The following is a 12,012-nucleotide window of genomic DNA, read 5'->3' on the forward strand; positions in this document are numbered from 1 at the left end:
TTTCCGAATTGAATCAGCCTTCTTTTCATCTCTAACTCTTTGATTTTGAAGCGTTTTGCGGTTTTATTTTTTGTGTTATCCCCGTGATCTATTACGTTTGGGAACAAGTGCTAATTCAATTAGTTATTTTGCGTTTCAATAGCGAAGCTGCACCTAAAATGCTATATGCTAGCATTCCTAATCTAGCAGATGCTTCGGGTACTGGCTGAAGTGCTGAGAATGCTAATTCTCCAATTAGTTTATGAGCAGTAGTTGTAGGATGCACTCCGTCCCAAAACAAAAATTCTTCAGGGTTACAGAAAACTTGTTGTGTGGGAATATCTATAGGCACTACTGATAAGTCTTTGCTAATACAAGAGTTAGTAACGTTTGTAAAACCGAATTCCTCTGGAGCGGCAACTATCCGATCAAATAAAGAATTAACATTCAGTTCTATAATGTTAATATCAGGACTTAATTGTTGGCTCAAAACTTGGAGTTCTGTATTCAAGCTGGAGTTATGTTCGCTACTAAATGTGCTGAATAAGTTGGAACGTTCGCTGGTGAAATTTGCAAAAGGCGATTTTCCCAAATCTGGTAAGTTGACGACCATAATATCTTTAGCGCCATCAGCAACAAGTGATGTCAACGCTGTTGATAAATTTGCCACTATATTGCTAGGATTTGGCTCACCATTGGAAAAGTAACTTAGGTAGTCATTAGTTCCAGCCCAAATAATATATAGAGCATTAGGATCGGCAGTTTCTGCTGCTACAAAGTTATTTATCTGTTGCTGTAATCCTGGTAAGGTAGCTAAACCAATATTCTCAGTTCCTGTAGTTGCACCACCAAAAGCAAAGTTATTTTTCAGATTTAATGTTAAGTCCAGATCGGAGGCAAGATAATCAACCCAATTTGGGCCATTAGAAAAACGCCCATTATAGTATGTTGGACTTGGGGGAATAATTCCATTAGTGGCATTAAATACATTACCAATATCAGATAAACTGTCTCCAAAGACATAAATATTGTCATAATCTTTTGCTAATACTTTAAGTGGAAATATCAAAGATAAGAGCAAAAATCCTGTTGTTATAATTTGTCTTTGCATAGTTAATTCCTTAATATAGGTTCAAATTTTTAAAGATGTGAGAAGAAAAATCTTGCTCTTTTCTACAGAGCTTTTTTAGCTAATTTAGAACTTTCAAGCGGGTGAGGGGCTAACGCCACATTACCCCAGCGCATTACACTTGCAGAGGCAACACCTGCTGCACCAGAACCATAAATGAGAACTAAGTCATTTTCGTGAATCTTACCCAAATGTGCAGCATGATAGAGATTTGCCACAGTCAGTACTGGCCCTATATTCGCATATAGAGGGTAGAGATTGATCGTGCGCTCTGGGTTAATACCTAATAGCCGCGTGCAGAAGCGTGTCATCCAAGCAGTAGGGGTATTGAAAAGAAAAAAGTCTATTTGCTCTAACGTTACACCAGCAGATGCGATCGCACCCTTGCAACATATAGCAAGAAACTCCGCAGCCGTTTCGCGTAGAGCCTTTGCATCCTTACCAGTTTGTATGCGAAGTCGTGAATTTCCTTGTTCATCCTTTGTCAGATCGGTAGATACCACTTCACACAGCGCACCTGTATGAACTGTCTTAGTGCCCAGGATACCCTGATTTCCTTCGAGTGAACTGACTACAAAGGCTCCAGCACCATCACCAAGAAACCAAGACACAGTATCTTGCTCGTCACAAACGCGAGAGTACGAACACGAAATAACTACAAGTACATTGCGATACTCTCCCGCTCGTACCAAAGCAGAGGCAGTTTGAAGTACAACTGGCGTACTCCCACAGGTTGCATCAAGATTCCATGCAGCACCCACAAGACCGAGTTTACGGGCAAGAAAGGCGGCATTGCCAAATCCAATTTGTTCAGGCCAAACTGAGGCCACAATCATCAAATCAATATCATTAACAGAAAGTTTAGCTGCATTCAAGGCATCTGTTGCCGCGCGATACTCCAAGGTTAACGAAGACTCGTCATCACTAAGCAGCCAGCGCTCAACAGTACCACGAAAGGGATCTGAGAGATAAGGCAACATCTCTAGATCAAACTCGTTATTCGGAGTGGTTCCAGTCAGCGAAAACAGCCTTGCCAGTCCTTTTTGTTCAGTCTGAGCTATTAGCTCAGGGTACTTTTCTATGTAATAGTTATTGGTACGTCTAATAGTTGGAAAACTTAGTGCAACTGAGCGAATACCTACTGGAAAATGCACCATATAAAAAATTCTCTGTTATCCTATCTTAAATAGTTGGTAGCGCTCTGTAAAATCAGGCTTAGATTACGACTTTGAGTGGGTGCTATTTGGGTGTGATCTATGATTACATCAACCACAAATGGGCCGTTCGCCGCGATCGCTTTTTCTAGTGCTACTTGAACGTCAGTTTCTTTTTCAACCCGAATACCTTCTGCTCCCATTCCCTGAGCAATCTTGACGAAATCTGCCTGTGGAATCGTTGCATCTACATTATTGAATCCTAGATATTCTATCCCCTGTTTGCAGATGTTATAGTGCCCATCGTTGAGTACAATCCAGACGGCAGGAATTTGATATTTTACAGCCGTGTTTACCTCGCTGTTCATCAGCATGGCACCATCTCCGACAATGGCGACAGCCTTGCCATTCCGTGCCAAAGCAGCACCTACTACACCTGTGACAAAATGCCCCATAGAACCAAATCCGTTGCTGATCCGGTAACGAGTTGGTGTGGTAAATCGTAGCAGATAAATTACCCAAGCAAAAGAGTTTCCTGACTCTGCCATTACTACTGCATTGCTTCCATCAACAATCACTTGTTGAATCACATCCATGAGCAGTTCTGGTCGCACTAGACCAACCGCACGTGGCTTGATGACATCGCGTTTGAATTGAGGCAGCACTATTGTCTTTGAACGACCAGTATTTTCTCTTAAGTTCTTCAGCAGGCTCTTCAGGAAGATTCTCACGTCAGACTGGATGGCGAAAGTCTCAGTAGATGGATATGCAGTTCCCGGTATTTCCGGGTCGATGTCAACATGCAAAAAGCTTTGCCTAGGAATCATCTCAGGGTTCCAGAAGGAGGTAAATTCGCCAAGACGTGTTCCTAGTACCAGGATGTGACTTGGACGTTGCTCCCTCATGTACCTGAAAACAGAATCATGCCCACCGAAGCCTGTAACACCTACAAACTGAGGATGATCCTCTGGAAAAATACCCTTAGCTCGTGGCGAACACATTACGGCAGCCCCTGTTCTCTCAGCAAGCTGGCGAATCTCTTTTGCAGCACGCCGTGCCCCGAAACCCACCCAGATTGCAAACGACCCCTCAGAGAGTAAGTGAACACATTCGGCTATCGTCTCCTCATTTGCTGTTGCCACAGCCTGAGACAGAGTTACTCGTCGCAAAGATGCATTTACAGAACTTGTCTGGATGTTTGCCGGAATGCTGATATGAGCTACAAATCCTCCTGGTTGTCCTAGACCAAGAGCAATCCTTCGAGCAACTTCTGGAAGTTCATCGCTGGATTCGAGGGTTGTCGCATAATGGAATATTGTCCCCGAAGTAAAAATACCTGCACTAGGCATAGTGTACGTGCTAGTTTCTTGACAAGCCCACCGACCGCGCTGTGGCGCAGAGGTTGAGGCTGACACGAAAATTACCTTAGCTCCCTCCCAACGAGCAGCTAACAACCCTGTCAAAGCGTTGGTGATTCCTGGCCCTGTAGTAGTGAATACCACAACTGGGCGATCGCTAGCAAAGTAAGCCTCAATTGCTGCAAAAGCTGCTCCAGCTTCGTGGCGAAAGTGCAGCACCTGCATAGAACTTTGGTGTAATGCAGCCCACACTGGCGCGATCGCACCTCCCGAAACCCCAAAGGCATACTGAACCCCCATATCTTGTAGGATTTTAACCACTGCCTCTGCTACCAAAAAAGGTCTGGATGGCTGGCCATGAGATTGCTGTTCGGTTGTCTTTAATTTTTTACTAGTATTTGCTTTTATATCCTGAAATTTAGCATCCATACAAAGAATTTCCTCTGTGGGCTAATATTATCCCACACCCGAAGTAGGTCAGTGTAAATATTTGTCGTTTAAAGAAGGCAACAAGTATCTATGCTGAAGATAAGAAGCAAGAGGGTTTGAGCCTGCTTCATTTTTATTAAGATAGTTTAGTTTTATTGTGCAAATCTACTTGCTTATCTTCACACAGTTTGGTCTTTTATTGTCTATCTACTTAAACCTGGATTTCTCACAAGTGAGAAATCCAAGGAGTATGGGGAGTGTGGGGAGATAGAAAAAAGCTTCCCACACCTCCCACACTATGAGTGAGAAATCCGGGTTAAACTCTGCTTTAGATATATGGTTTAAGTTCACCGAAATAAGACTGAGCAATCAATGCTAAGTGACCAGCACTATTTTGATAAGGATCTGTTGTTACAAAACGAAACAGGGATTGCAACATAGATTGATTCTGTTTTACTCTGGAAAAACTACTATGCCAGATTGACAGCACGTTCGCTCTTATTTTGAGGGCGACAGGCAAGGGACGGGTGATGCTCGTACCAACGCTTTTGTTCTGGCTCTCCAGGATTCAGCGTTCTGCCGATAAACTTGTTCAATAAAACACTTTGATAGCCTAAAACGATGAAAGCATCTGCTAATTTCGACTTTGAAGACGAGAAATTTAATGCACCGCCTTCTCAAGTCATCCCTTGGTGTCAGATGATTAATCCTCGGTATGGCACAGATGGTATGCAATCCCACGGTTTGGCGATTAAACTAGATAATGCTAATGCTGTCGGCTTTGTGCCAGATGATAATTGGCAGCAAGTAGAGCATGAATTTAGCTCTGGAGTCGAAACAGTCTTTATTAGCACTAATCCAAACTTGGTTTTAGTGCGTCGGGGGCCATTGTCTGTCAAAGATCGAGAAAGTGGTCTAAAACTGGGTACGCTCAAAGAAAATTATGATGCTTTTTTAGCAGATAAACTTAAATTTAAAACCTTTACCCGCTATCTAATTTTTATCGTGGGTGAGAATAAAAAGTTTTTACATGAATCTCCACTACAATTAACTCTAAATGGTGCAGCCGGAGCGAGTTTCAGTAAAACCTACTGTGAATATCAACAAGGTAAAGTAGTTAGTGGATTCGTGGCTGAACTAGAAAAAGCTTATGCAATTTACCGGAAGCAACCTTTAACACCAAAAGGGCCTTTATTCCATGCTCACGGTATTTTTTGCCCGATAATTGAGTGTGAAGAAAGAGGTATCGAACCAAATACAGTTTTGGTAGCTTCAACTGTAGACTACAAACATCCGACGGTAGGGACTTTAACTCAATATTTAATTGCTTCGGATTCTCTTGAGTCTGCAATGATTTGTAAGACTTTTGAAGAATACAAAGATTTTGGAAAGGAACCTGTAAAATCAGAAACGCCTAAATTGGCAATGGCAGGAGTTTCTAACTCTTACGTTTATGCCGATGAAGATGATTTTGCTTATCCGCCGTATTAGTGGGATTGGGGATTGGGGACTGGGAACTGAGAAAAGTTTAGTGGAGCAGAAGGCAAAGAGGTAATTTTTACCCTACCCCTCTGCCCCCCTGCCCCCCTGCCTCTTTTCAATGCCCAATGTCTAATATTTGAGCAGCAAATAATATAGTGAACCATTACCGCCTGTGATGCCAGCGCGATCGCCTGCTAGTTTACCAGACCCCATGAAATAATCCACCCGGCCCGGGCCTTTGATGGCGCTTCCTGTATCTTGGTCAAGCACAAAGCGGCTGACAGTACGATTCTCTAGTTTGCCACGGGGAGCAGCATAGGGAAATGAGTTGTAAATCAGTGCCAGCGCTCCTGGAGGCATGAGAGACTTATCTGTAGCAATAGAACGTTCTGCTGTCACTGGCACATGAATACTGCCTGTAGCACCAGCTCCACCAGTTTCTTGGAAGAAAATAAACCGTTTCCAGCGCGGCAGATAATTACTCAACTCGTGGGGTTTTTGCCGGAAATAAGCAATCATCCGTGGCAGTGTCAATCCATTGAGTGGCATTTTGCCATCTTTGGCTAGTTCTTTGCCGATACTAGTCCAAGGGTAATCAGTTCCACCTGCATAGCCAATTGATGTTGTTTTGCCATTAGTTAATTTAATTTGGGCAGAACCTTGGATATGTACCATGTATGCGTCAAGGCGATCGCGGAACCAAAGCAGTTCTAAACCGTGTAACTTGCTCTTATTCCCTTTTAAACCATCCTTCCCTTCCAAATCAACTCGTTTTGGATGGGGTTTAGGCCATTGGCTGAAATCAGGTGGTAGCCGATAAAGGGGATACTTATATATTGCAGTCCTGACACGGCTAGCGGTGTAAACAGGTTCGTAGTAAGCAGTGAATTTAACAGTACCCTTGCCATCGTTGCCTACAGACTGGTAAAAGACAAACTCTCGGCGAACAGCAGCTTGTAATTGGTCTGCTGACCTAGAACTGACAACCAGTTGGCGGAAACGTAACAAACTCCTCTGGACGCGATCGAGGGTAATTTCCTTGACTGGATAATTTTGATATGCTGCGATCGCATCACCCTTTGTTAGGTAGAGCAGACTGTTATCAATGGAAGCCAATAGCGCTTTGCGATCGCCTCCGGTAAGCGAAGCACCTGTTCTACCCCAAATTTGATCGTCCCAACCCAAGCAAGTCTGCCGGAGCGGACAATCGCTTCCAATGGCGATTGGTTTTAGCGGCGGCGTTATCTCAGGAGTGATTGGTATTGGTATAGGTGAGAGATCGGGAGTAGTCGGTATTGGCAACGGTAGTAAGTTAGGAACCTGAGCAATAGCCGACCAGAGAGGATTTACAAGGGCGATTCCCAGACTCAAGGAAAGGAAAGCAAGGGTTTTTCTCATCATTTAGTTGAATCTTTCAACACTGGAACTAAAAACAGGTTCTACCCGGATTGCTACAACCCGAGAAGGGCGTATTACCATATATTCCCCTTGAATATTTTTGATCGGCACGCTAATAAAGTCATTAGAAGCAGATTTTGGCACAAGTTCGCCGCTATACCACTTCTGAAACTCTTGAATAGTAGGAAAACGTACTTCTTCCCGGTGGCCGCTTTCTAGTAGGAGGTAGACGGAATATTCATTTGGAGTTCTAGCCATAAGATTGAATCATTTAAAAAACATTCAACCCATTGTTAACCACGTAACCCCCGAATGAAAAGGGTAAGCATACGGGAGCAGGAAGCAGAAGAATAATTAATGCCCAATGCCCCCTTCATGAGTGCTGAGTCTTGTTAGCGTTAGCAGGGCGTTTAGCCCGTGCTGAGTAGGGAATCTTATTCTTGACTCAGAACTCAGAACTGTTTTGCCCAACACCCAATACCCATTCGCTTTTACTTCACCCTAGACGGCTAATCTTTTAAGCAGTTCCTTAATTGGGGCCGGAAGATATTGGTATTTCGATGTCAGCAGGGGATTTCTCAAATCTGCCTGACGATGAGGACGGTGAGTATAGCCAATAGCTGTGACAGATTGCTGTTAACTTTCAGGGTAGCTGCTTTGTCTGTAGCCTGTGTAGATATGGTGGCGCTATATACCCAGATGTTCGAGTCTGCACCAAAACTATTTCCAGTAATTATTCATCAGCAGAACGTTCAAAGACTACTGAAAGATTATTTGCTGGCATTTGGTAAATCTGTTTCAAGATGAAATGTTCTGCCTTAGCTGCTGCTACTACATCATCTAAGTTCCGCACACCCCATTCTTGGTTTTGCCCACGTAAATATTCGTCAAAAGCTGCATTACTCGCTGCTATATGTTTTCCACCTTGTTTAAAAGGCCCATATAAATAGAGGATTCCTCCTGCTGTTAAGATCCGACCTGCCCCTGCCATTAGTCCAAGACAAGCTGACCACGGTGAAATGTGAATCATATTAATGTTGACGATGGCGACTATTGGCTCCAGATTCAGCCTCTGAGTCACTGCCTCTTTCTCCATTGCCCAAACTGGTTCTCTAACATCTAGTTCAAGCGGTGCATAAACGTTATTGCATACGTTGTGTTCAGTCCATGCAATAATGCTGGCTCGTGATTCTAAATTTACATCTGTCGGTAGCCACTGACAATCCCTGAACCTAGACGCAAAAAAGACTGCGTGTTCACCAGTACCACTTGCTATTTCTAAAATAGTTCCACTCTGAGGCAATACCTGCAAAAGTATTTCTAGAATTGGTTCGCGATTGCGCTCAGTTGCTGGGGCGTATTGTCTTGCGTCTTGTGGTGTCACCATTAATGAGTTCAGCCTGTTCGCTTATATCCCCCGAATTCTATGAGACTGTTGGTAAATTCACAAGGGGTAGGGCATTTACCAAGTGCTTAGTACAGTATTTGATTAATTCGTAGCGAATTAAATTTGGCAATCCCCTACATTGTTAATGCGTTGGATTGCATTGTTAATGCGTTGGCTTGCATTGTTAACGCGTCGGCTTGCATTGTTAACGCGTCGGATTGCATTGTTAATACGTTGGCTTGCATTATTAATGCGTCGGCTTGCATTATTAATGCGTCGGATTGCATTGTTAACGCGTCGGATTGCATTGTTAACGCGTCGGATTGCATTGTTAACGCCACGTTTTTACACAAAGCTGTACTTAGTATTTGGTATTCTTACTCAGCGCTGAAAAATCAGGCATAGGTTTCAATATTTAAGCTAGTTAGGCGGTTAGTACATGAGATGAGTAGTCGAACCCACGTTACTTTAAATAATTGATATATGTTGATGTGAACTATCTAACATAGACGATATCAACATTTGTTCAAATACTTTAGAAATAGCAGTTTGAAAACGCTGACGATGCTTGAGTTTGAAAAAAGGTCGAACTATTTCTGCGTAGGCGTAGCCCGCCGTAGGTATCACACCCTTACCCTCTCTATTATCAATCACTCGAATTACCCGCAGAGTTCCTAGTTGTATTTCTTTTTTTACCATCAACTCAGAAATTCCGATCGCACCGACACCATCTTCGATCGCTGCTTTTGTCATCTCCCCACTGTTGAATACTAAAATTACATCTAATTCACTGAGATTGATTCCCCAATTTAGTAAAGCTTCTTCAAACCTTTGCTGGGTTCCAGAACCTGGTTCTCGCATCACCCAAACAGTTTTAGTCAATTGGCTTAAGTCGATTTCTCCCCACTCAAACCAAGGGTGTTTTTGACCTACGACAATTTGTAAGCGATCGCTCCCTACTATTTCATACTCTAGAGTATTCTGGAGCGCTGGCTTGATATCTCCTTCCACCAAACCTAAATCAAACTGTCCTGTCGCTGTTCCGAGACAAATCTCTTCTGTATTGGCAAGGCTACAGTTAATCTGAATAGCGGGATATAGGCTCTTAAACTCACTAATCTTACTTGGTAGCCAGTAATTACCAATTGTCAGACTCGATCCTAATTTCAATTCACCCCGTTGCAGATTGTTCAATTCTCGCAATCCCCTTTCAGTCAAGGAAACTTGATCGAGAATTTTCTGCGCTTCCACTTGCAATAACTTACCCGCCTCAGCAATCTCGATATGGCGACCAATCCGATGGAATAATTTCACACCGTATTCTTGCTCTAAGTTGTGGATTGCTGCACTGACGGCAGGTTGTGTAATATAAAGCTCCTCGGCTGCGCGAGTAAAGTGTAAGTGCTGCGCTACAGCCATAAATATTTTTAGCTGCTCAAGCGTCATTCCTGCCATTTATGGTATTCCTACAACTTTATGTCAAAATTATAATCACTTTCATTTATCATTTTGACAAATAAAAGCATTTGATTCTATCGGTCAGTTTGACTAAAGTATAAATCAAGGCTTCGGCACGGACTCAAACGGCCAACTAGAAAGCAGGGGAGCAGGGGGAAATAACCAACGCCCAACGCCCAATTCCCAAGCATGAAAATAAGGACTTCCACAAATGAGCGATTTAGTAACTGCAATTACCACAGGGATTACCGCATTCACTGCCACCAACATCGATGATATTGTCATTCTGACGTTGCTTTTTTCACAAATAAGTAAAACGTTTCGCAGTCGTCACATCGTCGCTGGTCAGTATCTCGGTTTTGCTGCATTGATTATTGCTAGCCTTCCCGGTTTTTTCGGTGGACTAATTATACCACAGGACTGGATTAGACTACTTGGTTTAATGCCAATAATCATTGGTGTGAGTGGTTTACTAAAACGCGAAGAAGATTCCCCAGAGGAAGCCGAAGAAGAAACCGAGCCATCTTGCCCCTCTATAGTTAGTAGTTTTCTCTCTCCGCAAACTTGCAATGTAGCTGCGATCGCTTTTGCCAATGGTAGTGATAATATCAGTGTCTACGTGCCTCTGTTTGCCAACTCGGAATTAAATAGTTTGCTGGTGATACTAAGTGTATTCTTTTCGCTAGTGGGTGTATGGTGTTATACCGCTTACAAGTTAACCTACTTGCCTGCGATCGCAAACTTCTTAACTGAAAATGGCAACACTTTTGTGCCTTGTATCTTGATTGGATTGGGCGTGTTTATTGTCACAGAAAATGTTACCTGGACTCTTTTATCTGTAGTTTCTAGTTATATATTCTCATTAATTTTAGGTTTCAATACTCATTCATCGAGTCAAGAACAAGAAAAACTAAGTATCTAAAAAGAGGTACATGATGAATTTTCTCGGCAAAATGAGTTTAAAACGACAAAATATTTTACCCATCAACAGGAATCAAAACATGAAACTCTGGAAATCTCTGCTAATTCTCTTAATGATTTTTGCCAATCTCGCCTTTGCTCAACCTTCTTTTGCTGACAGACCAAAATTTAGCAAAAACCCTGATTACATCGAAGTTACTAAAGCACTTAACGAATTATCTAAAACAAAAGATGCCCAAACTCAAGTTGAAGGTTTGACAGCAGAAGAAATTCAAACGAGAACTGAGGAATTAACACTGCAAAAATATGCATTAGAGACGGGAATCAACTGGGGTAAATGCGAAAACCAAACAGGTAAAACCATCGCAGTATACGGCAAAAGACCAAATGATGAAGACAATGAAGATGCCGCATACGACAATGGTCTGTATTTTCTAGCTAATGGTCAGTCTACAAAAAACAACTGGGATTGTGATGGCATTTATCTCCCAAATGATGTCAAGGTAGCAAATTTCACTTCTAGTCCTAATGGGAAAGGTGAAAAATTGACAGGGCCTGTGGCTCTAAAGATCCTTGATGGAACTCAGTTAGTTGTTAAGACAAATCCAGATCCTGCTGCGATTGAATTGAATGTTCCAACAGTAAAAGTTCTTAACAGCAATAAGGTTAACTGGTTTATCCCAGAGATATCGCAAGATATCATTGATACACGAGTTCCTAATGCGCCTAGCAATAAGTCTTGAAATAGAACTGTATAGTCTATTTGTGAATAATTGCTCTCAATCTCAACAGGGTAACAGCCAAAATTAGAGAAAAAACCTGACTTGTACTGGTGAAAAATCTCTCTAATTATCGGCTGTTTTTTTATGATAATTTAGGAGTCAGAATAAGCTGTGCCCCGGTTCTATACGAGACGCTGCGAGGGGTACGCTAAGAGAAATCAAAATAGTTAAAGAATCAAAATAGAATTTGATAAATAAATATACTAATCAGACTATAGCAATCCGATTTGATTTATGAATCACTCGTAGAGATAAGGGATTGGGGATTGGGGACTGGGAAGAAGGAATAAAAGTGTACTGAGTTTTTTTCAAAAATCAAATATGAGTCCTATAGATTCCTTTTAAATTATGAATTTTAACTCTTGTTAGCGGATAGCTAAGGTTTAGCCCGTGCTGAATTCCTGCGTTTTTTTATGACACCTTATTACTTACAGTTACTTTGTACCATCAATTACTAATTTTGAATTATTCGGTCAGGCTTGTTTTATTTCGATATCTGCATTAAAATTAATTTTGAAAAAATGTACAATCACAA

At 42.1% G+C, this 12,012-nt stretch carries 12 protein-coding genes; 3 read left to right on the forward strand and 9 right to left on the reverse strand.

From position 1 onward, the window contains the following. Positions 1–115: 115 nt before the first annotated feature. The 4 genes from V7K42_RS06690 to V7K42_RS06705 all read right to left on the reverse strand — a co-directional run bounded on the left by V7K42_RS06690 (position 116) and on the right by V7K42_RS06705 (position 4,645). Complete coding sequence (locus tag V7K42_RS06690; RefSeq protein ID WP_334914672.1) at positions 116–1,090, reverse strand: SGNH/GDSL hydrolase family protein; 975 nt, start codon at positions 1,088–1,090, stop codon at positions 116–118. A 62-nt stretch (positions 1,091–1,152) separates the two neighbouring features. Continuing rightward, a complete protein-coding gene (locus V7K42_RS06695; RefSeq protein WP_334914674.1) occupies positions 1,153–2,265 on the reverse strand; it encodes a 3-oxoacyl-ACP synthase III family protein in 1,113 nt (370 codons plus the stop codon). Positions 2,266–2,285: 20 nt separating this feature from the next. Further along, positions 2,286–4,049, reverse strand: coding sequence for a ScyA-related TPP-binding enzyme (locus V7K42_RS06700; protein ID WP_334914675.1), 1,764 nt, complete (start codon positions 4,047–4,049; stop codon positions 2,286–2,288). Between the two features lie 470 nt (positions 4,050–4,519). Next, positions 4,520–4,645, reverse strand: coding sequence for a hypothetical protein (locus V7K42_RS06705; protein ID WP_334914677.1), 126 nt, complete (start codon positions 4,643–4,645; stop codon positions 4,520–4,522). Between the two features lie 25 nt (positions 4,646–4,670). Here V7K42_RS06705 and V7K42_RS06710 point away from each other — a divergent pair, with 25 nt between their 5' ends. Then, on the forward strand, positions 4,671–5,540 hold the full coding sequence (locus tag V7K42_RS06710) for a DUF5895 domain-containing protein (RefSeq protein WP_334914679.1): 870 nt from the start codon (positions 4,671–4,673) through the stop codon (positions 5,538–5,540). A gap of 120 nt (positions 5,541–5,660) precedes the next feature. Here V7K42_RS06710 and mltA read toward each other — a convergent pair whose 3' ends face one another. From mltA to V7K42_RS06730, 5 genes are all read right to left on the reverse strand, one after another. Beyond that, positions 5,661–6,929, reverse strand: coding sequence for a murein transglycosylase A (gene mltA, locus V7K42_RS06715; protein ID WP_334914710.1), 1,269 nt, complete (start codon positions 6,927–6,929; stop codon positions 5,661–5,663). Positions 6,930–6,932: 3 nt separating this feature from the next. Beyond that, the gene (locus V7K42_RS06720) at positions 6,933–7,187 is read right to left on the reverse strand and encodes a hypothetical protein (RefSeq protein WP_094333088.1); all 255 of its coding nucleotides are present in this window, start codon (positions 7,185–7,187) and stop codon (positions 6,933–6,935) included. A 475-nt stretch (positions 7,188–7,662) separates the two neighbouring features. Further along, positions 7,663–8,316 carry a DUF938 domain-containing protein gene (locus tag V7K42_RS06725; protein ID WP_334914681.1) on the reverse strand — a complete coding sequence of 218 codons (654 nt, stop codon included), beginning with the start codon at positions 8,314–8,316 and terminating at the stop codon, positions 7,663–7,665. 117 nt (positions 8,317–8,433) lie between these two features. Beyond that, positions 8,434–8,640, reverse strand: coding sequence for a hypothetical protein (locus V7K42_RS28895; protein ID WP_442938531.1), 207 nt, complete (start codon positions 8,638–8,640; stop codon positions 8,434–8,436). A 144-nt stretch (positions 8,641–8,784) separates the two neighbouring features. Next, positions 8,785–9,771 carry a LysR substrate-binding domain-containing protein gene (locus tag V7K42_RS06730; protein WP_334914683.1) on the reverse strand — a complete coding sequence of 329 codons (987 nt, stop codon included), beginning with the start codon at positions 9,769–9,771 and terminating at the stop codon, positions 8,785–8,787. 214 nt (positions 9,772–9,985) lie between these two features. On the opposite strand from V7K42_RS06730, the gene V7K42_RS06735 reads away from it, so the two are divergent. Both V7K42_RS06735 and V7K42_RS06740 read left to right on the forward strand, forming a co-directional pair. Continuing rightward, on the forward strand, positions 9,986–10,696 hold the full coding sequence (locus V7K42_RS06735; protein WP_334914685.1) for a cadmium resistance transporter: 711 nt from the start codon (positions 9,986–9,988) through the stop codon (positions 10,694–10,696). Between the two features lie 79 nt (positions 10,697–10,775). Next, the gene (locus V7K42_RS06740) at positions 10,776–11,438 is read left to right on the forward strand and encodes a hypothetical protein (protein WP_334914687.1); all 663 of its coding nucleotides are present in this window, start codon (positions 10,776–10,778) and stop codon (positions 11,436–11,438) included. Positions 11,439–12,012: the final 574 nt, after the last annotated feature.

It is taken from the genome of Nostoc sp., from assembly GCF_036917455.1.
GTDB lineage: Bacteria > Cyanobacteriota > Cyanobacteriia > Cyanobacteriales > Nostocaceae > Nostoc.

Excerpts from the sequence above, each read along its gene's own strand:
- V7K42_RS06690 (WP_334914672.1), bottom strand. The coding sequence starts at position 1,090 with ATGCAAAGACAAATTATAACAACAGGATTTTTGCTCTTATCTTTGATA.
- V7K42_RS06695 (WP_334914674.1), bottom strand. The coding sequence starts at position 2,265 with ATGGTGCATTTTCCAGTAGGTATTCGCTCAGTTGCACTAAGTTTTCCA.
- V7K42_RS06700 (WP_334914675.1), bottom strand. The coding sequence starts at position 4,049 with ATGGATGCTAAATTTCAGGATATAAAAGCAAATACTAGTAAAAAATTA.
- V7K42_RS06710 (WP_334914679.1), top strand. The coding sequence starts at position 4,671 with ATGAAAGCATCTGCTAATTTCGACTTTGAAGACGAGAAATTTAATGCA.
- mltA (WP_334914710.1), bottom strand. The coding sequence starts at position 6,929 with ATGAGAAAAACCCTTGCTTTCCTTTCCTTGAGTCTGGGAATCGCCCTT.
- V7K42_RS06720 (WP_094333088.1), bottom strand. The coding sequence starts at position 7,187 with ATGGCTAGAACTCCAAATGAATATTCCGTCTACCTCCTACTAGAAAGC.
- V7K42_RS06725 (WP_334914681.1), bottom strand. The coding sequence starts at position 8,316 with ATGGTGACACCACAAGACGCAAGACAATACGCCCCAGCAACTGAGCGC.
- V7K42_RS06730 (WP_334914683.1), bottom strand. The coding sequence starts at position 9,771 with ATGGCAGGAATGACGCTTGAGCAGCTAAAAATATTTATGGCTGTAGCG.
- V7K42_RS06735 (WP_334914685.1), top strand. The coding sequence starts at position 9,986 with ATGAGCGATTTAGTAACTGCAATTACCACAGGGATTACCGCATTCACT.
- V7K42_RS06740 (WP_334914687.1), top strand. The coding sequence starts at position 10,776 with ATGAAACTCTGGAAATCTCTGCTAATTCTCTTAATGATTTTTGCCAAT.